Source organism: Thermodesulfovibrio sp. 3462-1 (assembly GCF_040451425.1).
Lineage (GTDB): Bacteria > Nitrospirota > Thermodesulfovibrionia > Thermodesulfovibrionales > Thermodesulfovibrionaceae > Thermodesulfovibrio > Thermodesulfovibrio obliviosus.
In genome coordinates this window covers 1,426,019-1,448,083 of the sequence record NZ_CP144374.1, presented here as the reverse complement: position 1 = coordinate 1,448,083, position 22,065 = coordinate 1,426,019, and the positions used below count along the sequence as shown (strand labels likewise).

Annotated in this window: 22 protein-coding genes and 5 tRNA genes; 21 read left to right on the top strand and 6 right to left on the bottom strand. The window is 37.3% G+C overall.

Features of this window, described 5'->3' with window-relative positions:
* The first annotated feature begins 6 nt into the window (after window positions 1-6).
* The 5 genes from V4D31_RS07450 to V4D31_RS07430 all read left to right on the top strand — a co-directional run bounded on the left by V4D31_RS07450 (window position 7) and on the right by V4D31_RS07430 (window position 4,306).
* Window positions 7-903: a CoB--CoM heterodisulfide reductase iron-sulfur subunit B family protein gene (locus V4D31_RS07450; RefSeq protein WP_353685812.1), complete on the top strand. Its 897-nt coding sequence runs from the start codon at window positions 7-9 to the stop codon at window positions 901-903.
* A gap of 2 nt (window positions 904-905) precedes the next feature.
* On the top strand, window positions 906-1,322 hold the full coding sequence (locus V4D31_RS07445) for a hydrogenase iron-sulfur subunit (RefSeq protein WP_353685811.1): 417 nt from the start codon (window positions 906-908) through the stop codon (window positions 1,320-1,322).
* Window positions 1,319-2,275 (top strand): F420-nonreducing hydrogenase, encoded by a 957-nt coding sequence (locus V4D31_RS07440; RefSeq protein ID WP_353685810.1) that lies wholly within the window; start codon window positions 1,319-1,321, stop codon window positions 2,273-2,275. Before V4D31_RS07445 ends, V4D31_RS07440 begins: the two co-directional genes overlap by 4 nt.
* A gap of 55 nt (window positions 2,276-2,330) precedes the next feature.
* Entirely contained in the window at window positions 2,331-3,800 is a 1,470-nt protein-coding gene (locus V4D31_RS07435; RefSeq protein WP_353685809.1) for a Ni/Fe hydrogenase subunit alpha, read from the top strand.
* 65 nt (window positions 3,801-3,865) lie between these two features.
* A complete protein-coding gene (locus V4D31_RS07430; RefSeq protein WP_353685808.1) occupies window positions 3,866-4,306 on the top strand; it encodes a hydrogenase maturation protease in 441 nt (146 codons plus the stop codon).
* On the opposite strand, the gene V4D31_RS07425 is transcribed toward V4D31_RS07430, so the two are convergent.
* Genes V4D31_RS07425 through V4D31_RS07405 form a run of 5 tightly spaced genes read right to left on the bottom strand, consistent with a single transcriptional unit; the run spans window position 4,292 to window position 6,145 of the window.
* Entirely contained in the window at window positions 4,292-4,552 is a 261-nt protein-coding gene (locus V4D31_RS07425) for an inorganic phosphate transporter (protein WP_353685807.1), read from the bottom strand. The genes V4D31_RS07430 and V4D31_RS07425 overlap by 15 nt on opposite strands.
* On the bottom strand, window positions 4,533-5,108 hold the full coding sequence (locus V4D31_RS07420; protein ID WP_353685806.1) for an inorganic phosphate transporter: 576 nt from the start codon (window positions 5,106-5,108) through the stop codon (window positions 4,533-4,535). Before V4D31_RS07420 ends, V4D31_RS07425 begins: the two co-directional genes overlap by 20 nt.
* Before the next feature lie 4 nt (window positions 5,109-5,112).
* Complete coding sequence (locus V4D31_RS07415; RefSeq protein WP_353687095.1) at window positions 5,113-5,259, bottom strand: hypothetical protein; 147 nt, start codon at window positions 5,257-5,259, stop codon at window positions 5,113-5,115.
* A gap of 38 nt (window positions 5,260-5,297) precedes the next feature.
* Complete coding sequence (locus tag V4D31_RS07410; protein WP_353685805.1) at window positions 5,298-5,744, bottom strand: DUF47 family protein; 447 nt, start codon at window positions 5,742-5,744, stop codon at window positions 5,298-5,300.
* Window positions 5,744-6,145 (bottom strand): CBS domain-containing protein, encoded by a 402-nt coding sequence (locus V4D31_RS07405; protein WP_353685804.1) that lies wholly within the window; start codon window positions 6,143-6,145, stop codon window positions 5,744-5,746. The genes V4D31_RS07410 and V4D31_RS07405 overlap by 1 nt, the downstream gene beginning before the upstream one ends.
* A gap of 110 nt (window positions 6,146-6,255) precedes the next feature.
* Here V4D31_RS07405 and V4D31_RS07400 point away from each other — a divergent pair.
* The 16 genes from V4D31_RS07400 to V4D31_RS07325 all read left to right on the top strand — a co-directional run bounded on the left by V4D31_RS07400 (window position 6,256) and on the right by V4D31_RS07325 (window position 19,638).
* Window positions 6,256-6,328: transfer RNA gene (locus V4D31_RS07400), tRNA-Thr, on the top strand.
* Window positions 6,329-6,366: 38 nt separating this feature from the next.
* Window positions 6,367-6,449 (top strand) — tRNA-Tyr (locus tag V4D31_RS07395).
* 5 nt (window positions 6,450-6,454) lie between these two features.
* Window positions 6,455-6,526: transfer RNA gene (locus V4D31_RS07390), tRNA-Gly, on the top strand.
* A 7-nt stretch (window positions 6,527-6,533) separates the two neighbouring features.
* Window positions 6,534-6,606: transfer RNA gene (locus V4D31_RS07385), tRNA-Thr, on the top strand.
* A gap of 43 nt (window positions 6,607-6,649) precedes the next feature.
* Window positions 6,650-7,849: an elongation factor Tu gene (tuf, locus tag V4D31_RS07380; RefSeq protein WP_353685803.1), complete on the top strand. Its 1,200-nt coding sequence runs from the start codon at window positions 6,650-6,652 to the stop codon at window positions 7,847-7,849.
* Between the two features lie 4 nt (window positions 7,850-7,853).
* Window positions 7,854-8,006 (top strand): 50S ribosomal protein L33, encoded by a 153-nt coding sequence (gene rpmG / locus V4D31_RS07375; protein WP_353684207.1) that lies wholly within the window; start codon window positions 7,854-7,856, stop codon window positions 8,004-8,006.
* A 4-nt stretch (window positions 8,007-8,010) separates the two neighbouring features.
* Window positions 8,011-8,084 (top strand) — tRNA-Trp (locus V4D31_RS07370).
* Between the two features lie 26 nt (window positions 8,085-8,110).
* Window positions 8,111-8,296 carry a preprotein translocase subunit SecE gene (gene secE, locus V4D31_RS07365; RefSeq protein ID WP_353685802.1) on the top strand — a complete coding sequence of 62 codons (186 nt, stop codon included), beginning with the start codon at window positions 8,111-8,113 and terminating at the stop codon, window positions 8,294-8,296.
* A gap of 4 nt (window positions 8,297-8,300) precedes the next feature.
* Window positions 8,301-8,825 carry a transcription termination/antitermination protein NusG gene (nusG, locus tag V4D31_RS07360; protein ID WP_353685801.1) on the top strand — a complete coding sequence of 175 codons (525 nt, stop codon included), beginning with the start codon at window positions 8,301-8,303 and terminating at the stop codon, window positions 8,823-8,825.
* 14 nt (window positions 8,826-8,839) lie between these two features.
* Entirely contained in the window at window positions 8,840-9,268 is a 429-nt protein-coding gene (rplK, locus tag V4D31_RS07355; RefSeq protein ID WP_353684210.1) for a 50S ribosomal protein L11, read from the top strand.
* A gap of 5 nt (window positions 9,269-9,273) precedes the next feature.
* Window positions 9,274-9,960 carry a 50S ribosomal protein L1 gene (gene rplA, locus V4D31_RS07350; RefSeq protein ID WP_353685800.1) on the top strand — a complete coding sequence of 229 codons (687 nt, stop codon included), beginning with the start codon at window positions 9,274-9,276 and terminating at the stop codon, window positions 9,958-9,960.
* Between the two features lie 105 nt (window positions 9,961-10,065).
* Window positions 10,066-10,644, top strand: coding sequence for a 50S ribosomal protein L10 (rplJ, locus tag V4D31_RS07345; protein WP_353685799.1), 579 nt, complete (start codon window positions 10,066-10,068; stop codon window positions 10,642-10,644).
* A 14-nt stretch (window positions 10,645-10,658) separates the two neighbouring features.
* Window positions 10,659-11,048, top strand: a complete 390-nt coding sequence (rplL, locus tag V4D31_RS07340; protein WP_353685798.1) for a 50S ribosomal protein L7/L12 — start codon at window positions 10,659-10,661, stop codon at window positions 11,046-11,048.
* 27 nt (window positions 11,049-11,075) lie between these two features.
* The gene (gene rpoB / locus V4D31_RS07335; RefSeq protein WP_353685797.1) at window positions 11,076-14,996 is read left to right on the top strand and encodes a DNA-directed RNA polymerase subunit beta; all 3,921 of its coding nucleotides are present in this window, start codon (window positions 11,076-11,078) and stop codon (window positions 14,994-14,996) included.
* Window positions 14,997-15,053: 57 nt separating this feature from the next.
* Window positions 15,054-19,169, top strand: coding sequence for a DNA-directed RNA polymerase subunit beta' (gene rpoC / locus V4D31_RS07330; RefSeq protein WP_353685796.1), 4,116 nt, complete (start codon window positions 15,054-15,056; stop codon window positions 19,167-19,169).
* Window positions 19,144-19,638, top strand: coding sequence for a Mut7-C RNAse domain-containing protein (locus V4D31_RS07325; protein ID WP_353685795.1), 495 nt, complete (start codon window positions 19,144-19,146; stop codon window positions 19,636-19,638). Before rpoC ends, V4D31_RS07325 begins: the two co-directional genes overlap by 26 nt.
* Here the strand turns inward: V4D31_RS07325 and V4D31_RS07320 are convergent.
* A complete protein-coding gene (locus V4D31_RS07320; RefSeq protein ID WP_353685794.1) occupies window positions 19,630-21,981 on the bottom strand; it encodes a DNA-directed DNA polymerase in 2,352 nt (783 codons plus the stop codon). The two genes, V4D31_RS07325 and V4D31_RS07320, sit on opposite strands and share 9 nt — an antisense overlap.
* Window positions 21,982-22,065 lie beyond the last annotated feature (84 nt).

Sequence of the window (22,065 nt, the reverse complement as noted above, 5' to 3'; positions counted from 1 at the left end):
AGAGAAATGAAAAAGATAGGATTTTTCCTTGGATGTAACATACCTTTCAATAGACCAGATGTTGAGTATTCAGCAAGATATATGTTAAATGAACTTGGCGTTGAAATTGTAGAGCTTGAAGGAGCTGCATGTTGTCCTGCCTTTGGAACTATGCCATCAGTGGATTTAGTAGGATGGGCAGCTGCAGCAGCATGGAATTTAAGTATTGCTGAAGAAAAGGGCGTTGACATAATTACAGGCTGTGGCTCTTGTTATGGTTCTTTAAATGAAGCAAGATATCACATGGAAAAGCACCCTGAAATTAAAGAGCAGGTTAATAAGATACTTGGTAAGGTTGGGAAACAATACAAAGGGACTACAAAAGTGTGGAATTTCATTAATTTTCTTTATGAAGAAATCGGGCTTGATACTCTTAAATCTAAAATTAAATACAATCTTAATGGAGTAAAATGTGCTGTGCAGACAGGTTGCCACAATCTCTGGCCAAGCAAAGCCTATCCTACAAATGAAGACAATACATTCTTTCCAAAAAGATTGAGAGAAATATGTGAGTCAATGGGTGGTATAGCCCCTCATTACAGCACAATAACTGATTGCTGTGGAATGGGTGCATTGAGGTCAACAGCATCTGAAAAGTCTCTTGCTCTTTTCAAAAAGAAGCTGGATGTTATAAAAGAGGAAATTGATCCTGATTTATGTGTCATTGGTTGTAGTTCCTGTTTACTACAATTTGATGCTGGGCAAGCTTTATTAGTAGAACAGAAAAAACTTGACTATAAGATTCCTGCTCTTCACATTGTGCAGCTTGCAGCTATAGCAATGGGTGCGGATGTTGAAAAAGCAACTGCGCAGGCATCAATTCCTTTGAATGGAATAATAACTAAAATAAAAGGAGGGAATTAAAGATGGCATGGGAGCCAAGACTTATTGTTATTGCCTGCCAATGGTGCACATATCAAGGGGCAGACCTGGCAGGAAGTCTCCGTTATAGTTATCCTCCTACAGTGCATATAGTAAGGGTGCCCTGTAGTGGAAGAGTTGAACCAGAATTTATAGCAGAAGCCCTCATAAGAGGAGCAGATGGAGTATTTATAGGTGGATGCCACTTTGGTGACTGCCATTATAAAGAAGGTAATTACAAAGCAATCAGAAGATTTAAACTCTTTAAGCGTGTTGCTACAGAACTCGGAGTAGAGCCTGAAAGAATTCAGCTTGAATGGATTTCAGGAAGTGAAGGCAAGAGATTTTCTGAAGCTATGACAGAGTTCGATGCCAAAATAAGACAGCTTGGACCAAATCCATTGAAAGGAGGGGCACAATGAGCAAGCCTAAACTTGCATATTATCTTGCCGGTGGCTGTGGTGGTTGCGATATAGCTGTTGTAGATTTATCTGAAGCACTGGTAGATGTTGCTCTTCAATTAGATATAGTTTTTTGGGCACCAACAGTGGCTGATGCAAAATATAAAGACCTTGAAGCAATGCCTGATGGCTCAATTGATGTGGGATTAATTTCTGGAAATATAAGAAACTCTGAGCACGAGCACATTGCTAAGGTAATGAGGCAGAAATGTAAAGTTCTTATTGCCTTTGGAATATGTGCATCCTGTGGTGGAATTAAAGGACTTGTAAATTTACATACAACAGAGCAGTTGCTCGATAAAGCCTATATAAACACTTTTAGTACAGATAATCCAGAAAAAGTATTACCACAGACAACTGTTGTCGTTGATGGCAAATATGAATTAACTTTACCTACTTTAATGGATGCAAGAGCTCTTGATCAGGTTGTAAAAGTGGATTATTACATTGGTGGATGTCCTCCCTATCATGAACACATAGCAAAGGCATTTACAGCTTTACTTTCTGGTCAGCTTCCACCTCCTGGTTCATGGATTACAATGGGTAAAGCAGTATGCGAAGTGTGCGATAGAAATCCAGTGTTAAAAGGCAGACCCAAAAAGCTTGCAACTGAGGTAAAAAGAACAATTGATGGAGCACCAAGTGAAGACGGCTGTCTTCTTGAAGAAGGATATCTATGTCTTGGTCCTGTAACACAGGGTGACTGTGGAGCAAAATGTCCTTCTGCAAATATTCCATGTAGAGGCTGTGGAGGACCAATTCCTGGAGTTAAAGACTTTGGCCTCAGGGCAATAAGCGCTATAGCAAGTATGCTTGACAATGAAGAGCTTGTTGACAAGATTCCAGATCCTGTTCATCTTTTTTATAGATATACACTGCCAAGCTCTTTTCTTGGTAAAAGAATAAAGAGATAGAAAAATGGGCTTAAGAGATATAATAAGAAAAATAACCCAGAAGGGGGGAAAGGGAATGAAGAAAATTGAAATTAATCCGATGACAAGACTTGAAGGTCATGGAAAAATTACTATCTTCCTTGATGAACAAGGAAATGTTGATAATGCTTTTCTGCAGGTTGTTGAATTCATGGGATATGAGAAATTTCTCATAGGTATGCCTATTGAGGAAGTTCCTAGAACCGTAAGCACTATCTGTGGAGTTTGAAGGGGTGTGCATTTCACAGCCTCAGTGAAGGCTGCAGATGCAGTTTACGGAGTTGAACCAACTCCTACAGCAAAAAAAATAAGAGAACTTTTTTATAATGCCCATATTGTAGAAGACCACACAGGAATTCTTTATGCTCTTGGTTTTCCAGATTTTGTATGCGGTCCAACAGCTTCACCTGCTGAGAGAAACCTGATAGGTCTTATTTTAAAAGTAGGTGCAGATGTTGGAAAGCTTGTATTAAAAAAGAGATTCTCAGCAGTAAGAATTTTTGAGATCACCGGTGGAAGAACCAGTCATCCAGTTGCAGCACTGCCAGGTGGTTGGTCAAAGAGAATCACAGAAGAAGAAAGGCAGGAGATTCTTAAATGTGCTGATGACTGTATTGAGCTTGCTAAATTAACTCTTGATGTATTTGATAAGGTTGTGCTGCAAAATAAAGAATACATGGCTTTAGTTACAGGTGATGTTTATAAGGTGGTCACCAATTATGTTGGAACAGTTGATGACAATGACAAAGTTATATATTATGACGGAACACAAAAGATTGTTGATACCAAAGGAAACGAATTAGGCAGATTTAAAGGAATACAGTATCTTGATTATATTGCAGAAAAAACACTTCCATGGAGCTATCAGAAGGCTCCATATTTGAAAAAAATTGGATGGAAAGGTTTTGTTGATGGAGATGGAACAAGCATTTACAGTGTAGGACCACTTGCAAGATTTAATGTTGGAAGCGGATTTGACACTCCTTTGGCACAGGAAGCTTATGAGAAGATGGTTACTGCCTTTGGTGGCAAACCTGTTCACAATACATTAGCCTATCACTGGGCGAGAGCAATTGAGTTAATGCATGCTGCAGAGACTGTGAAAAAGATTGCTTCAGATGAAAGCATTACAGATCCAAATGTTCGTCAGGAGCTTGGCAGTCCTGTTGGTGAAGGTGTGGGAATTGTTGAAGCAGCCAGAGGCACATTGATTCATCATTACAAAACAGATGAAAAAGGTATTGTTACTGATGCAAACCTTATTGTTGCCACAACTCACAACAAAGGATCTATAAACATAGCAGTTAAGAGAGCTGCCCAGAACTTTATTAAGAATGGTAAAATTGACGAAGGAATTCTTAATCTTGTTGAGATTGCCTATCGTCCTTATGATCTTTGCTTTGCCTGTTCAACCCATACACTTCCTGGAAGAATTCCAGTAAAAATTGACATAATTGACCATCATGGTGAGGTTATAAAAAGCCTAAGAAATTATGAATTAGGCTAAATAATTTACTATTAGCGGGGGTTTTACCCCCGCTCTTTCTATCTAACTTATTTCAGTGAGGATAGATGAAAAGCGTAATTATTGGTATTGGTAATCCTAATTTTAAAGATGATGGAGTGGGTTTAAAAGTAGTTGAACATTTTGAAGGAATTGTTGATACTGTTGTATTTTTAAATATAGGTTTTAATCTAATTGATGCATTATTGGGGTATGACAGAGCAGTGATTGTGGATGGAGTAAAAACAGGAAAAGAGCCTGGAAGCATTGTTGAATTTAATGCAGACTTCTGGGGAAATGTCTATGCCAGTGGAACTCATAATTTTTCAATCTTTGAAATTATAAGGATTGGTTATTCAGTGTTTCCAGATGAAATGCCAAACGATATAAAAATCATCGGGATAGAAGTAGAGGATGTGGAAACTTTAAGCAGACAGTGCTCTCCTCGGGTAGAGTCAGCAATTCCAGAAGCTGTATCCAGGATAAAGGAATACCTACGAATAAATTGATTTCATAATAATAAAAGAAATAATGAAGCCTATTAAGGGTGCAATTATAAAATTAAGAGCCATTTTTCTAAGAAGCTCTACTTTAACAGTTTTAATTCCCTTTGTCAATCCAACTCCTACAATGCCACCTATTATACAGTAAGTGGTAGAAACAGGCATTCCTAAAAAAGTAAAGAACAGAACACAGCATCCAGCTCCAAACTGAGCAGAAAAGCCTGAAAAGGGGTCAAGTGTTGTCAGGTCCAAGCACTGTGGCAAGCTCATTTGCTCCTGTATTGTAGGAAATTAAAAATCCACTTAAAAGAAGCAAAACTTTTAGAATTCTTTCAATCTGAAAGAAAGAAAATTTTGAAATAGTTTTTTCAAGAACTTTATAAAAGACAAAAGAAAATCCCACTGCCATAAAAGGAGAGATAACCCAGGAGATAACTATTTTAAGAAATGCTGAAAAGTTTACATTCACACCAGCAGCCACAGCAGAATCAATTAAACTTCCAATTATTACCTGATGAGTAGAAAGTGGAAGTTTACGCCAATTTGAAAATATTATTAAAAATGCCGAAACTGTCATAGAGACAATGAGAATTGAGAGATTTACATCTACAAGATTTTTACCAACAGTTTTCATTACTTTACTTCCTTGAAGCATTATTCCTACAAATACAAGACCACCAAAAAGTAATATTGCTCTTTTGAGTTTAATTATTCCAGAACCTACACATATACTCAATGCATTGGATGCGTCATTTGAACCTACGCAGAATGCAATGAGAAAACTGACTAAGACAGCAATTTCCGTCATAAAGTTATCTCAGGCTTATCTCAATTACATAAAGATAATCACTTGCATCTTTTATTAAATCACTTATTTTTGTTAAATACTCTACAAAATCTGATATTATTTTGCCATCCCAAAAGTTTTTTATCTCAACTTTTCTTAATTTTTCTGTTATATCAAACTTAAGGTCATCAACCTGCTTTTCATATATTCTTATGGCAAGATTTTTTCCTTAAGGTCTCCTTTAGTAATCAGACTGTCAAAGGCAATTGAAAGGAGTTCACATATATTGGTATTTATGGAAGCAATTTTTACACATTCCGATTCAATTATCTTATAAAGTTCCATGTTAATATATCTAAATTCAAAGCCAGCATCTTCAAGAACATCAAAGGCTTCATCAACCATTTCTATAAATTTGCAGATGTTAGGTCTTATAAAGGGTAAAAAGGCACCCTCATGGATTGTAGAGATAATTCTTCTTCTAATTGAATCAGCCTCTCTTTCAAAATCTGCAACGCAGAATGTAGCTTCAACATTGGCTGTTGTTATGGCAGACTTAAAGCATTCAGTTGCTGAACATAAAATTTTTATATGCGTTTTAATATCTTCTATTACTTTTTTTTCTAATTTGCTACCAGAAATAATTTTATTGAGCATCATTGTCTCCTTGCTCTTTCTATTAAAGAAGCACCCATTACATCCAGTAAAGATACAACTCCAACAATTGCTTTACCTTCATGAACAAAAACTCTTGCTATGTTGAATTTTTCCATAAGCTTTATTAGATGTTCCAATTCTGTTTCTTTATCAATGCTTATAACAGGTTTTGATGCAATTTCTTCTACTCTGATTTTGTGGGGATCAAGGTTTTTTGCAATTACTTTAAAGACAATATCTCTGACAGTTATTACTCCATATACATCTTTTTCGTCTCTTGGCAGAACTATTAAAGACCTCATTCTTTTATCAACCAGTCTTTCAATAGCATCATAAACTGTTTCCTCAGGTTTTATTGTTTCCAGTTTGGTGTTCATTATTTCTTTTACTTTGGTATTCATTTTTTCCTCCATTTAGATTATTTTGTTAAAATATTTTAAAATATTATTATATGTTTTTTTTAAAAAGTTGACAATTATCTCTAAAAATTCTTATATTATAAGTTATAAATGCCACCGTAGCTCAGCGGGTAGAGCAGCTGATTTGTAATCAGCGGGTCGGGGGTTCAAATCCCTTCGGTGGCTTGAATTGCTTGAAAATAAAAAGATATAATATTAACAATGGAGGGGTACCCGAGTGGCCAAAGGGGACAGGCTGTAAACCTGTTGGCGTTTGCCTTCGAAGGTTCGAATCCTTCCCCCTCCATATATGCGGGAATAGCTCAGCGGTAGAGCGTCAGCCTTCCAAGCTGAGGGTCGCGGGTTCAAATCCCGTTTCCCGCTTTTTTATGCCCATGTAGCTCAGTTGGCAGAGCACGTCCTTGGTAAGGACGAGGCCACCGGTTCGATCCCGGTCATGGGCTTTAAGAAGAAAACAAAGTTTTAAAGATTTTAAGGAGGAAGGTAATGGGAAAGGCAAAGTTTGAGAGGAAGAAGCCGCATGTAAATGTAGGGACAATTGGGCATATTGACCATGGCAAGACCACTTTGACAGCAGCGATAACGAAGTATCTGGAGCTCAAGGGGATGGCGCAGTACAGGAGTTATGATCAGATAGACAATGCACCTGAGGAGAAAGCAAGGGGGATAACGATAAACACAGCGCATGTAGAATATGAGACAGAAAAGCGTCATTATGCGCATGTAGACTGTCCTGGGCATGCAGACTATATAAAGAACATGATAACTGGAGCGGCACAGATGGATGGTTCAATACTTGTAGTAGCTGCAAATGATGGACCAATGCCGCAGACCAGGGAGCACATACTGCTTGCCAGGCAAGTAGGGGTACCATACATAGTAGTATTTATGAACAAGACAGACATGGTAGATGATCCTGAACTGTTGGACTTAGTAGAACTTGAAGTAAGGGAGCTACTGAGCAAGTATGGATTTCCTGGTGATGAGATACCTGTAGTGAGGGGTAGTGCGCTGAAAGCACTGGAGAGTTCCAGTAGAGATCCGAATGCACCTGAGTATAAACCCATCCAGGAATTACTTGATGCGTTGGATAACTACATTCCTGAGCCTGAGAGACCGATAGACAAGCCATTTTTAATGCCCATAGAGGATGTATTTAGCATCTCTGGTCGTGGGACAGTAGTTACAGGGAGAGTAGAAAGAGGGATAATAAAGGTAGGAGATGAAGTAGAGATAGTGGGACTAAGGGAGACACGCAAGACAGTAGCCACAGGGATAGAGATGTTTCGTAAGATACTTGACGAAGGAAGAGCAGGGGACAACATAGGAGTTTTGCTTAGGGGTATAGGCAAGGATGAAGTAGAGCGTGGGATGGTATTGGCTAAGCCAGGGAGTATTACGCCACATACTAAATTTAAGGCAGAGGTTTATGTATTGACGAAGGAAGAAGGTGGTAGGCACACACCCTTTTTCAATGGATACAGGCCGCAGTTTTATTTCAGGACCACAGATGTAACAGGAGTGATAAAGTTACCTGAGGGAGTGGAGATGGTAATGCCTGGTGACAACGTAAATCTCACAGTAGAGTTGATAGCACCTATAGCAATGGAAGAGGGATTGAGGTTTGCCATAAGAGAAGGTGGAAGAACAGTAGGTGCAGGTGTAGTTACAGAGGTGCTGGAGTAAAAAAATGAGAGATATAATTCTACTTCAGTGTACTGAATGTAAAAGTAAAAATTATTCCACAACAAAGAATAAAAAAACTACGCCTGATAAGTTGCAATTAAAAAAATATTGCAAGCATTGTAGAAGACATACATTACATAAAGAAACAAAAGCTTAAGAATAGGCCAGTAGCTCCAACGGATAGAGCACCGGACTCCAAATCCGGGGGATGGGGGTTCAAATCCCTCCTGGCCTGTTCATCATGTTTTTTTGAGGTGAAAAATGATATCAAGGCTTAGGAATTTTCTTAATGAAGTAAAAATAGAGGCAAAAAAGGTTAATTATCCTAAAAAACACGAAGTAATAGCCTCTACATGGGTAGTAATTGTAACAGTAGTTTTAATCTCCTTTTTTCTCGGTTTAATAGATTTTGTTTTATCAAGAATTGTAACTGCGTTTATTAGGTGAAAATATGGCAAAACAGTGGTATGTGGTTCATACAATGTCAGGGTTTGAAGAAAAGGTTAAAGCTTCAATTGAAGAAAGAGTTAAGAGCAAGGGACTTGAGGATAAAATTTCAAGAATCCTGATTCCCACTGAAAAGATAATTGAAGTCAAAGGGAAAAAGAAAAAAGAACAGGAAAAGAAATTTTATCCCGGATATATTCTTGTAGAGATGGAACTAAATGAAGATACATGGCATTTGATAAGAACCACTCAGAGAGTAACAGGATTTGTTGGCGGTAAAAAACCTTCACCTATTCCAGAAGAAGAAGTAGAAATGATTCTGCAGCAACTGGAAAAAGGCAGGGCTCCACAGATAAAAACTCATTTTGAAAAAGGAGAAACAGTTAGAATTACCGATGGTCCATTTACTAATTTTACAGGATATATTGATGAAGTAGATTCTGAACATGAAAGAGTTAAGGTTATGGTAAGCATTTTTGGTAGACAGACACCTGTAGAACTTAATTTTTCACAGGTTGAAAAGGTTTAAAGGAGGAACAAATTATGGCAAAAAAGGAAGTAACAGCACAGGTAAAACTTGTAATACCTGCAGGTAAAGCAAACCCTGCTCCGCCAGTAGGACCTGCATTGGGGCCACATGGTATCAACATTATGGAATTTTGCAAACAATTTAATGCTCAGACGCAAAATATGGGAGATACCCTTATTCCTGTTGTATTAACTATCTACAAGGATAGATCCTTTACCTTCATACTCAAGACTCCTCCTGCAAGTGAGCTTATTAAAAAAGCTGCTGGGATTATAAAAGGTTCTGGTGCAACAGGAAAAGAAAAGGTAGGCACATTGACAATGAAACAGGTTGAAGAAATAGCAAAAACAAAGCTACCAGATTTAAATACAAAGTCCTTAGAGGCTGCAATGAAAATGATTATTGGCACTGCAAAAAGTATGGGTGTGGAGATAAGGGGGTAATATAGATGGGTAAAAAATTAGCTGCTGTGAAAGAAAAATTAGACACTACAAGAGAGTATACACTTGAGGAAGCAATTGATTTTCTAAAAGAAAATAGCTTTACTAAATTTGATGAGACTGTTGAGATGGCAATAAATTTAGGAGTGGATCCGAGAAAATCAGATCAGGTTGTTCGCAGTACTGTAGTTCTTCCACATGGAACAGGAAAACAGGTTAGGGTTCTGGTTTTTGCTAAAGGTGAGAAAGAAAAAGAGGCAGAACAGGCTGGAGCTGATTATATTGGAGCAGAAGATTTAATAGAGAAGATTCAGCAGGGCCGGCTTGAGTTTGATAGAGCTATTGCTACTCCTGATATGATGTCGCAGGTTGGTAAACTCGGTAAAATCCTTGGTCCAAGAGGATTAATGCCAAATCCAAAACTTGGCACAGTAACTTTTGATATTGCGAAAGCAGTAAAGGAAGCAAAGGCAGGAAAAATTGAATACAGAACTGACAAAGGCGGTGTTGTTCATGTTCCTATAGGTAAACTCTCCTTTGATAAAGAAAAGCTTGTTGAGAATGCTATAGCAGTTTTGAAATCAGTAATTAAAGCAAAGCCACCAACATCAAAGGGAAAATATATTAAAAAAGTAGTTCTTTCTTCTACAATGGGACCTGGTTTGAAAATAGATATATCAAAGCTTAAACTTTAAAACAGGCTTTGCCTGTTATTAATAATCTGAGACAGCAGGTGCCATGAGGCTTAATGGTACAGCCGCCTGCCGAGATTGAACAATGTTAAACAATGTTGAACAACTTTGAACCATATTGAAGAAGACCGCACCGCTGTCCGGGAAAGGAGGTATAATCTGAGTACTACAAAAGAAACAAAGAAAAAAAGAGTTGAAGAACTTGTTGACAAGCTATCCAAAGCCAAGTCTTTTATTTTAACTGATTTTCAGGGCTTAACTGTTGCTGAAGTTTCAGAATTAAGGCAGGCAATTAAAGACTCTGGTGGAGAGTATAAGGTATGTAAAAATACTCTTTTCAGGATAGCTATGACAGATGCATCTTTAAGGCAGCAGTTGGAAAGTTCCTTAAAGGGATGCACAGGCGTTGTTTTTGGTTATGATGACCCTGTTGTTACAGTTAAAAAAGTCCTTGATTTTTCCGAAAAGAATGAAAAATTTAAAATTAAACAGGGTGTTGTTGAAGGTAAGGTATGCTCTCCAGCAGAACTTAAGGAGATTTCAAAACTACCTTCAAAGAATGTCTTACTCGGTATGCTTGTTGGTGGAATGAGTTCTCCACTTAGTAAAATGGCTTATGCAATGCATGGAGTTACTCTTAAATTACTTTATGCATTAGAAGCATTGAAAAATAAGAAAGCTCAATAAAAGGAGGAAGAATTATGGCAATTACAAAAGAAGAGGTCTTTCAATTTTTTGACAATCTAACAATTCTTGAACTCAGTCAGTTTATTAAAGAGTTTGAGGAAAGATATGGAGTGACAGCAGCACCAGTGGCAGTTCAAGCAGCAGCACCAGGTGCCCCAGCAGCTCAAGCAGCAGCCCCAGCAGCTGAAGAGAAAACAAGTTTTGATGTAATCTTAAAGGCAGCAGGAGACAAGAAAATTCAGGTAATTAAGGTGGTAAGAGAGCTTACTGGACTTGGTCTTAAAGAGGCTAAAGATTTGGTTGATGGTGCTCCAAAACCAGTTAAGACAGGTGTTTCCAAGGAGGAAGCTGAAACAATCAAAGCAAAACTTGAAGCTGAAGGAGCAACTGTAGAAATACAGTAAAAAATCTTAAAAAAAAGAAGGAGAACCATGATAAAGCCTTTAAGAGAGAGAATAAACTTCGGAAAGGTACCTCCACTTGTGGAGGTACCTTATCTTTTAGAGTTTCAGAAAAAATCTTTTGAAAAATTTCTTCAAAAAGATGTTCCACCAGAGGAAAGAGCAGATGAGGGGCTTCAATCAGCTTTAAACAGTGTTTTCCCAATAAGTGATTACAATGGAACAACTACAATAGAGTTTATTTCCTACTCAGTTGGAGAACCGAAGCTCAGCCCTTATGAATGTATGGTTAAGGGATTAACTTATTCAGTTCCTATAAAAATGAAGGTTCGTTTAAATATATGGGATAAAGATGAAGAGGGAAGGAAGTTTCTCAAAGAATCAAGACAACAGGAAGTTTTTCTTGGCGACCTTCCAATGATGACAGAGACCGGTAGCTTTATAATAAACGGAGTTGAGAGAGTTATTGTTAGCCAGTTGCACAGGTCTCCTGGTGTTTATTTTGCGCCAGATAGAAGTAAAAGCAGAATAAGCGGAAGATTTCTTTACTCTGCAAGAATTATTCCTGTAAGAGGCTCCTGGCTTGATTTTGAGTTTGACTCAAAGGATCTTCTTTATGTGAGAATTGACAAGAGAAAAAAACTTCCAGCCACCATTGTTCTTAAGGCATTGGGATATACAAATGAAGATCTGTTGAAAATTTTTTACCCCATAGAGGAAATAAGAATTAAAGACGAAACCTTTACCAGAGTTGTAAGTGATATTTTGATGGGAGTTAGAACAAAAATAGATATTGTTGGTCCTGATGGCGAGATTATAGTAAAGGAAGGCAGTAAAATTACGAGGTATGCACTGAAAAAAATTAAAGAAGCAGGAATCCAGGAAATACCAATTTCAAAAAGTGAAATCATAGGGAGAATAACTCTTTCAGATATTGTTGATCCTGAAACAGGTGAAGTTATAGTTGACAGTAATAAAGAGATTACAGAAGAAGCTTTACATAGAATTATAGCTGCCAGAATCCAAAAATTAGATCTGCTTTTCATAGATAATGTTAACTATCTTCCATCATTACGAGAAACATTGCTTACTGACAGAGTTACCAGCAAAAAGGATGCTTTAAGAGAAATATATAAAAAATTAAGACCAGGAGAACCTGCTACTGAAGAGGCTGCTGAGGAACTCTTTTATGGATTGTTTTTTGATCCAAAAAGATATGATCTTTCAGCAGTGGGAAGGCTTAAATTAAATCAGAAATTAGGACTTGACATTCCACTTGAAGTGAGAGTGCTTACTGACAAAGATATTATAGAAATTGTTAAATATCTTCTCAATCTCAGAACAGGCAAAGGAGAGGTTGATGATATAGATCATCTTGGAAACAGAAGAGTCAGAGGAGTTGGTGAACTTCTTGAAAATCAGTTCCGTATTGGATTGGTGCGAATGGAAAGAGCAATTAGAGAGAAGATGACAATTACAGAGGTTGAAACAGCAATGCCTCATGATGTTATAAATACAAAGCCTGTAATGGCAGCAATTAAAGAGTTTTTTAGCACCAGCCAGCTCAGTCAATTTATGGATCAAACAAATCCATTAAGTGAAATTACACACAAACGCAGACTCAGTGCTTTAGGACCTGGAGGACTGACCCGTGAAAGAGCAGGATTTGAAGTGCGAGATGTCCATCCAACTCATTATGGAAGAATATGTCCTATTGAGACCCCTGAAGGACCAAACATCGGACTTATAACTTCTCTTGCCACTTATGCAAGAATAAATGAGTTTGGTTTTATAGAATCTCCTTACAGAAAAGTGGTTAATGGAAAAGTTACAAATGAGGTTCATTATTTAAGTGCTCTTGAAAGTGAAAACTATGTTATTGCAGAGGCAACAACTCCTGTAGATAAAGATGGAAATATTATCGGAGAGACTGTTTCAGCAAGAGTTAAGGGAGACTTCAAAATGGTATCACGCGATGAAGTGGAATATATGGATGTCTCTCCAAAACAGATTGTTAGTTTGTCTGCTTCTTTAATTCCTTTTCTTGAAAATGATGATGCAAATAGAGCACTTATGGGTTCTAATATGCAAAGACAGGCTGTTCCTTTAATTCAAACTGAAGCTCCAGTAGTTGGTACAGGAATGGAGCTTTATGCAGCAAGGGACAGTGGCTGGCTTGTTGTTGCAAAAAGAGCAGGAATAGTAGAAAATGTTGATGCTACAAGAATTGTTGTCAGAGTTACTGAAGAAGGTGGTGGAGTTGACATATATAATCTTGTAAAATTCCACAAGTCTAATCAAGGAACATGTATGACTCAAAAGCCTATTGTTAAAGTTGGTCAGACTGTAGAAAGAGGAACAATTCTTGCTGATGGTCCAAGTATGGACAAAGGTGAACTTGCTCTTGGAAGAAATGTTCTTGTGGCATTCATGCCCTGGGGTGGATATAACTTTGAGGATGCTATCCTGATCAGTGAAAGACTTGTGAAAGAGGATGTTTATACTTCCATTCACATAGATGAATTTGAGATTGAATGTAGAGACACAAAGCTTGGTCCTGAAGAGATTACAAGAGAAATTCCAAATGTCAATGAAGAGCTTCTTAAAGATCTTGATGAGGATGGAATTATAAGAATAGGTGCAAAGGTAAAAGCAGGCGATATTCTTGTTGGAAAAGTAACGCCCAAAGGAGAAAGAGTTTATACTCCTGAAGAAAAGCTTCTTTATGCCATATTTGGAGAAAAGGCAGAAGATGTTAAAGAAAGCTGCCTTTATGTGCCTCCAGGAATTGAAGGAGTTGTTATTGATGTAAAAATTTTAACAAGAAAAGGAAAGGAAAAATCTCGGAGAGCCCTTGCTATAGAAGAGGAAGAGATAAAAAGAATAGAAAGAGACAGAGAAGATGAAATAAGAATTCTTAAAGAAACAAAGGCAAGCAGAATCAGAAAAATACTTCAGGGTAAAATTGTTCTTGAGGATGTTCGTAAAGGTGAAAAAATCTTATGCCCAAAGGGAAAAGCACTTACAGAGAAAGTTGTTAATCTTCTTGATGTAAATCAACTACTCAAATTGAAGGTAGAAGATCCAGATGTTAAGGCAGAAGTAAACAGAGTTAATAAAGAAGTAGAGCAACATATAAAGCAGATTTATGCAAAATACAATGAAAAAATTGAAAGAATCCGTAAGGGAGATGAGCTTCCTCCTGGTGTCAATCAGATAGTTAAAGTTTACATTGCAATGAAAAGAAAAATTCAGGTTGGAGACAAAATGGCAGGAAGGCACGGAAATAAAGGCGTTGTCTCTATGGTTCTGCCTGAAGAGGATATGCCATATCTTGAAGATGGAACACCTGTTGACATTGTGCTTAATCCCTTAGGTGTTCCTTCAAGAATGAATGTAGGGCAGATTCTTGAAACTCATTTAGGATTGGCTGCTAAGGCTCTTGGTCTTTATGTGGCAAGCCCTGTTTTTGAAGGTGCAAAAGAAGATGAGATAAAAGAGATGCTTAAGAAAGCAGGGTTTCCAGCAACAGGTCAGGTAACTCTTTATGATGGAAGAACAGGTGAGCCTTTTGAGAGGCCTGTTACAGTTGGCTATATGTATATGCTCAAACTGCATCATCTTGTTGCAGATAAAATTCATGCTCGTTCCATAGGTCCGTATTCCCTTGTAACACAGCAACCTCTTGGAGGTAAAGCACAGTTTGGTGGCCAGAGACTTGGAGAAATGGAAGTATGGGCTTTGGAAGCATATGGAGCAGCTTATACACTTCAGGAGTTTTTAACTGTAAAAAGCGATGATATAGCAGGTAGAACCCGCATGTATGAGGCTATTGTTAAAGGACATCCTGTACTGGAACCGGGAGTTCCTGAGTCATTCAATGTTTTAGTAAAAGAGCTCCAGAGTCTTTGTCTTGATGTTGATCTTCTGGAGAAAAAGAAAAAAACTTAAACAATGTTGAACGAAGTTGAACTATTTTGAACAATTTAAGGTAAGGGGGTATAAACCTTGACAGAAGATATTTATTCACTTTTTCAAAAACCTAAAAATCCAAGAGATTTTGATGCGATAAGAATAAAACTTGCTTCACCTGAAAAAATAAGGGAATGGTCTTATGGAGAAGTAAAGAAGCCTGAAACCATTAATTACAGAACATTTAAACCAGAACCTGAAGGACTTTTCTGTGCTAAAATTTTCGGTCCTATAAAAGACTGGGAATGTCTTTGTGGTAAATACAAAAGAATGAAGCATAAAGGTGTTATATGTGATAAATGCGGGGTTGAGGTAATTCAGAGCAAGGTAAGAAGAGAAAGAATGGGGCATATTGAGCTTGCTGCTCCTGTGGCACATATATGGTTTGTCAGAGGTGTTCCAAGTAAAATGGGACTGTTGCTTGACCTTTCTGTCAGACAGCTTGAAAGAGTTATCTATTATGAAGACTATATTGTTATAGACCCTGGAGATACGCCTTTAAAGGAAAAGGATATTCTCACTGAAGAGGAATACAAAAAGTATGTTTCTCAGTATGGCAGCAAATTTAAAGTTGGGATGGGAGCAGAAGCTGTCAGAGAACTTCTTAAAAAAATTGATCTTGATGCCCTTACAAAGGAACTTAAAGAAAAAATAGAAACTGCCACATCTACAGGAATTAAGAAGAAACTTACAAAAAGACTCAAGGTCGTAGAAGCTTTTAAGAACTCAGGTAATAGGCCTGAATGGATGATTCTTGACATTATTCCTGTACTTCCTCCAGAACTGAGACCTTTGGTTCCTCTTGATGGTGGAAGGTTTGCTTCTTCAGATTTAAATGATCTTTACAGGAGAGTCATAAACAGAAATAACAGATTAAAAAGACTTATGGAGCTTAAAGCTCCGAGTGTAATTATCAGAAACGAAAAGCGAATGCTGCAGGAAGCAGTAGATACACTTTTTGACAACACCAAGCGTTCAAAAGCTCTGAAAGCAGGCACCCGTAGACCTCTTAAATCCTTAAGTGACATGATAAAGGGCAAACAGGGAAGGTTCCGTCAGAATCTTCTTGGTAAAAGAGTTGATTATTCAGGTAGATCAGTAATTGTTGTGGGACCTGAACTTGATATGCATCAATGCGGATTACCAAAAACTATGGCTCTTGAGCTTTTTAAGCCATTTGTTTTTAATAAACTTGAAGAAAAGGGTTATGCAACAACAATAAAACAGGCAAAAAGGCTTGTTGAGCAGGAAAGTCCTGAAGTATGGGATGCACTTGAAGAGGTGATTCAGGAACATCCTGTGCTTTTAAACAGAGCTCCAACTCTGCACAGACTTGGAATCCAGGCTTTTGACCCTGTACTTGTAGAAGGAAAGGCAATAAAGCTTCATCCTCTTGTATGTACAGCTTTTAATGCAGATTTTGATGGTGACCAGATGGCTGTTCATGTTCCTCTTTCTTATGAAGCTCAAATTGAGGCAAGAGTTCTAATGATGTCAGTGGGAAATCTTCTTTCTCCTGCAAATGGTAAACCTATTGTTGTGCCAACACAGGATATGGTTTTAGGAATTTACTATCTTACAAAAGAAAAGAAGGGAGCAAAAGGTGCAGGTAAAGTTTTTTCTGATCCTGAAGAAGTTATTCTCGCTTATCAGAGCAATGCAGTGGGAAAACATGCTCCAATAAAAGTTAGATTGAACGGACAAATTGTTCAGACCACAGTAGGAAGAATTCTTTTTAGAGAAATTGTGCCCGAGGGTGTTCCCTTTAATATGATTAATAAGGAGCTTACAAAGAAGGAACTTGGAAAACTGATTGAATACATTCACTATAATTTTGGCAAAAGGGATACGGTTTTATTTTTGAATAAGCTTGAAAAATTAGGATTTGAAGTTGCCACTCAGTCAGGAATTTCTATATGTATTGATGATATGCATATACCTTCAAAGAAGGCAGAGCTTATTCGTGAAGCAGAAGCTCAGGTAATGGAAGTTCAAAGGCAGTATGCTGAAGGATTAATCACCCAGGGTGAGAGATATAACAAAGTTATAGATATATGGGCGAATGTTACGGAGAAAGTTGCTGATGAGATGATGAAAGAGCTTGGAGCAGAAAAGGGCAAAGAATTCACTCCAGAAGAACTTGCTGAAAGGAGATCATTTAACAGCATCTTCATGATGGCTGACTCAGGTGCTCGTGGTAGCATTGCACAGATAAGACAGCTTGCTGGTATGAGAGGACTTATGGCAAAACCTTCAGGTGAGATTATAGAAACCCCGATTACAGCCAATTTCAGAGAAGGACTTACTCCTCTACAATACTTTATCTCCACGCATGGTGCAAGAAAAGGGTTAGCAGACACAGCTTTGAAAACAGCAAATGCTGGTTATCTAACAAGAAGGCTTGTTGATGTGGCTCAGGACATATTTCTTACAGAACATGATTGTGGGACAAAAGAAGGAATATATATCACTGCTCTCATAGAAGGTGGTGAGATAGTAATGCCTCTTGAAGAGAGAATATATGGTAGAACACTGGCAGAAGATGTTAAAGATCCTTTAACAGGGGAAATTATTGCAAAAAGAGATACAATAATAGATCAGGTGGTAGCAAAGAAGATTGTGGATGCAGGAATTGATAGAGTAAAAATTCGCTCTGTGCTCACATGCAGAACGAAATTCGGTGTTTGTTCAAAATGTTATGGAATGGACCTTGCAAGGAGTGAACCTGTTGAAATAGGTGAGGCAATTGGAGTTATTGCTGCTCAGTCTATTGGAGAGCCAGGTACTCAGCTTACAATGAGAACCTTCCACATAGGTGGAGCAGCAACAAAAATCGTTGAACAGGCTGTGCTTGAAGCTAAGACTTCAGGAACAGTAAGGTTTAAAAATCTTCACTCTGTTGAAAGAAAGGATGGCTCGCTGATTGTTCTTAACAGAAATGCAATGATTGTTATTACAGATTCTTCTGGAAGAGAAAGAGAAAAATACAATCTTGTATACGGTGCTAAAGTGATTGTTAAAGAAGGTCAGTTTGTTGAAGCAGGACAGAGACTGGCTGAGTGGGATGCTTATACAACTCCAATTATTACTGAAATAGGCGGTAAGGTAGCACTTGGTGATATGGTAGAAGGTGTAACCTTTAAAGAAGAGACAGATCCTACCACAGGACTTTCTCATAAAATAGTAATTGATTATCCAGCAACTTACAGACCTCGTGTTACGATAAAGGATAAAGAAGGCAAAACAGCCAAGCTTCCTTCAGGAGCGCCTGCAAGGTATCTTCTTCCAGCAGGAGCAATTTTAATAGTTGACAGAGGAGATTTAGTAGAACCAGGAGATATCCTGGCAAAAATTCCAAGAGAAACTATTAAAACAAAGGATATAACAGGAGGACTGCCAAGAGTAGCAGAACTCTTTGAAGCAAGAAGGCCCAGAGAAGCAGCAATTGTAAGTGAAATAGATGGTATAGTGGAATTTAAAGGAAGTCAGAAAGGCTCAAGAGTTATAGTTGTCAGAGGAGCAGACGAAACAAGAGAATATATTATTCCAAAGGGTAAACATGTAATAGTTCACGATGGGGACTGGGTTAAAGCAGGTGAGCCATTAATTGATGGATCTATTAATCCTCACAGCATACTTGAGATTCTGGGTCCTACAGAACTTCAGAGATATCTTGTAGATGAAATTCAGAAAGTTTATAGACTCCAGGGTGTTTCAATACATGACAAGCATATTGAAGTGATTGTAAGGCAGATGATGAAAAAGGTAAGAATTGAAGATCCTGGAGACACTTCTTTTCTCATAGGTGACGAGGTTGATAGATTTACATTCATGGAGGAAAATGAAAAAGTTATAGCTCGTGGAGGAAGACCAGCACAGGCAAAGCCACTCTTACTTGGAATTACAAAAGCAGCTTTGTCAACAGAGTCATGGGTATCAGCAGCTTCATTCCAGGAAACAACGAGAGTGCTTACTGATGCAGCAATTGAGGCAAGGATTGATGAATTGAGGGGATTAAAAGAAAATGTAATTATGGGAAGAATTATTCCTGCTGGAACAGGCTGCCCAGTGTATAAAGATACATTGATAAAAGGCGACTTTTACAGTATGCAGATAGAACAATTAAGTGAAAAAGGGATTGAAGAAAACTGATTTACCCCGTTTTATAGCAGATGTAATGCTTGGAAGCCTGAGCCGCTGGCTCAGGCTTTTTGGTTTTGATACATTATACAGGAATGATTTTACAGATAAACAGTTGATAAAGCTTTCTTTGCAGGAAGACAGAGTGCTTTTGACCAGAGACATCGCTCTTGCTAAATCAAAGTTATTAAAAAAAGTTTTGCTGATCCAATCAGAAGAAATTAAGGAGCAGATTAAAGAAGTTTTACTTTCTTTTTGTTCTAAATTAGACCTTTTAAATCTTAAACCGAGATGTCCTGTTTGCAATGGAGAGACTGAGAGCATTAAAAAAGAAGAAATTCGAGGGCAACTGCCTGATTATGTTTTATTCTCAAACCAGGAATTTATCATATGCAAATCCTGTGGTAAAATTTACTGGAAAGGAACGCATAAAGAAAAAATTGATGAAGTGAAAAAAGAAATCTTGAAAAATTTAAAATAAAGTGCCTTTATTCTCAAAAACTTTCAAAATCCTCATTGCAGTAGGTAAAACCTGATTTTCAATATAGTAATCTATGTCAATTTTTGATGGATCGGCAAGCTCTATTGGATAAGCTCTTTCACTTATTGAACCGGAGCCTTTTTGAATTATATATCCGATAACGCTTCCTTCACCAACAGGAATTCCCTTTTCAAGCAATCTCTTCGCAGCTACTACATGAGGAGATATCAACTTATACTCTGAAACAGGTTTTGAAAGCTGCTCGTAGACAACCAGATCTTTTAAATCATAATTGCCTTGTCGTAAAGCTTTAACTCTTTCATCAAGGTATTTAAATGCTTTTGGAATGTCTTCCTCAATTAGGCATATTTTAAGAATCTCCTGCTGGGTAGCTCTTGCAAATTTACAAAGGTCTCTTCTGACAACTTCAAGACCTCTTATTTTTAACCTTCCTTTTTCATCAAGCAAAGCATATCTTTTTTTTGCCACACCTCCTATTTGTCTTGGGACAAATAGTCCTTTGACATAAAAATCTTCTAAGTCAAGCCTCATAAGCCCTGGTAGATTCTGATTTATTTCTTTAATAAACTCTTCAACTGCTTCTTTACTGTTAACTCTTAGAAATGCTGAATCAGTATCTGCATATATTGCATGAAATCCTTTCTCAGAAGCTTTTTTTAAAACTTCTTTAATCCAGTATCTTCCAAGAGCTGTAATTGCCTGAGCACACTCTTTTGAATACCATCTACTTGCAGGATATGCATAATAACCATATGAGGCATTTATGATTGTTTTCAAAGCTCTCTGTTTTGTATCAAGTAGTAGGTATTCATGAGAGTCTGGATCAAGTTTTTTTAGCTGTTTTTTTAATTCAAGTCTTTTAATCAAAAGTTCTTCAACTGCCTGAGATTCGAAACCTTTGCGATTTTTACAGAACCAGTAGGGAAAATCGGGAATTTTATACCCATTGTCTTTACAGCAACTGCAGTTAAGGGTATCAATTGAGATGTTGTATGTTGCAATTATTGATGGATAAAGAGAGGCAAAGTCAACAACAGCGATTCCTTTGTGAAGGCCCACCTCTGGTTCTTTTACAAATCCTCCTTCATAGGTAGTTTGCTGACGCTGTTTTATTTCATCAAACTTTGGCTGATTTGGAATCACTCTGTTTTGTTGTTTTGCCTTTTTAATATAATACCATTCAACAAGCTGACTATAAGGCATTCTTGATGTGTCAAAAAGAGACTGTCCTGTAATTCTTGTTAATTCTTCAATATCAGGAAGAAGCATTTTTGTAAGTTCATAAACTAATTCGCTATCTTTTAAACAGTATTTTGCAAGCTTGTCAATCTCATGCCCTTTATCCCATGCCTGCAAAATGTCTTCATATTCCATATCAAGTTTTGTATCACCGAGAAGTTCCTGTGATACATTTTTTAAAGTAAGCTGCTCACTTTGAAGCATTGGAGAAAGAATGTTAAAGACAAAATTAAATATATCAATATGAACTCTTCCAATAAGTCTTGCAGTTGTAAATCTTGCTCGCTTTGAAAGAGTTATTCCAGAGTTATCCCGTGAAAGAATACCGATGTCAACCTTAAGCTGTTTTGCCCTTTCTCTTAAAATCGGCATGTCATAAAGGTCTGTGTTATATCCAACAATTATGTCAGGGTCATAATCCTTGATGGTTTCAATAAAGTTTTTTATAAGTTCTTTTTCATCTTTTACTACGATTGTATTGATACTGTATTTTGCTTCCTGATATGTAATTACTTTGGACAGTCCTTCTCCGAATATTGAAATCATTACAATTGAAGGATTTCCTCGCTTGACTTCAAGCACTTCCATGTCAAAGGCAAGAATTTTAAGTTTTGGTGAAGCTCTGTTAGCCTTTTTAATGGATTTAACCTGATTGCCACGAATTTCAATATCAAGCCAGCTGAGGCAGGACAGACCTTTTTCAGCAAGATACATCCTGTATGCAGAGGTTTGGTATTCAAATTCATCAATTATTGAACCTGAGCCGCCTCTTTTTGCTTCAAGAACTTTTATGGCATCTCTTACTTTTTGTAAATCCTGATGCCTCTTTGTATAGATTTTTATAAAATTTTTTTCTTCACCGTAAAAAATTTTAGTTTCCTCAGTTATTTCAGTAACTGGAAGCGAATTGTCTTTAATGATTTTTTCAATTTCTTCAATAGCCTTTTCTTTATTTGAAGGAAGCACTAAAAAACAGGGTCTGTATGATGAATCAACAAATTTTTCCCTTTTTCCCTCTTCTGTTACTCCAAAAAGGATAATGCCCTCTGCTGAGTCATCTATGTCCAGTAGATAAAATAGCATTTGTTTAATTATACATGAAAGAGTTAGTAATTTTACATTTCTTAAAATAAAGATTGCATATGTTGATGTCTTTTTGGTATAAAA

Bases quoted from the DNA above. Each gene is read 5' to 3' on its own strand.
- V4D31_RS07320 (WP_353685794.1), bottom strand. From the start codon at position 21,981: ATGCTATTTTATCTACTGGACATAGATGACTCAGCAGAGGGCATTATC.
- rpoB (WP_353685797.1), top strand. From the start codon at position 11,076: ATGATAAAGCCTTTAAGAGAGAGAATAAACTTCGGAAAGGTACCTCCA.
- V4D31_RS07430 (WP_353685808.1), top strand. From the start codon at position 3,866: ATGAAAAGCGTAATTATTGGTATTGGTAATCCTAATTTTAAAGATGAT.
- secE (WP_353685802.1), top strand. From the start codon at position 8,111: ATGATATCAAGGCTTAGGAATTTTCTTAATGAAGTAAAAATAGAGGCA.
- V4D31_RS07450 (WP_353685812.1), top strand. From the start codon at position 7: ATGAAAAAGATAGGATTTTTCCTTGGATGTAACATACCTTTCAATAGA.
- rpmG (WP_353684207.1), top strand. From the start codon at position 7,854: ATGAGAGATATAATTCTACTTCAGTGTACTGAATGTAAAAGTAAAAAT.
- V4D31_RS07410 (WP_353685805.1), bottom strand. From the start codon at position 5,744: ATGCTCAATAAAATTATTTCTGGTAGCAAATTAGAAAAAAAAGTAATA.
- tuf (WP_353685803.1), top strand. From the start codon at position 6,650: ATGGGAAAGGCAAAGTTTGAGAGGAAGAAGCCGCATGTAAATGTAGGG.
- V4D31_RS07420 (WP_353685806.1), bottom strand. From the start codon at position 5,108: ATGACGGAAATTGCTGTCTTAGTCAGTTTTCTCATTGCATTCTGCGTA.
- rplK (WP_353684210.1), top strand. From the start codon at position 8,840: ATGGCAAAAAAGGAAGTAACAGCACAGGTAAAACTTGTAATACCTGCA.
- rplA (WP_353685800.1), top strand. From the start codon at position 9,274: ATGGGTAAAAAATTAGCTGCTGTGAAAGAAAAATTAGACACTACAAGA.
- V4D31_RS07405 (WP_353685804.1), bottom strand. From the start codon at position 6,145: ATGAATACCAAAGTAAAAGAAATAATGAACACCAAACTGGAAACAATA.
- rplL (WP_353685798.1), top strand. From the start codon at position 10,659: ATGGCAATTACAAAAGAAGAGGTCTTTCAATTTTTTGACAATCTAACA.
- nusG (WP_353685801.1), top strand. From the start codon at position 8,301: ATGGCAAAACAGTGGTATGTGGTTCATACAATGTCAGGGTTTGAAGAA.
- V4D31_RS07440 (WP_353685810.1), top strand. From the start codon at position 1,319: ATGAGCAAGCCTAAACTTGCATATTATCTTGCCGGTGGCTGTGGTGGT.
- V4D31_RS07445 (WP_353685811.1), top strand. From the start codon at position 906: ATGGCATGGGAGCCAAGACTTATTGTTATTGCCTGCCAATGGTGCACA.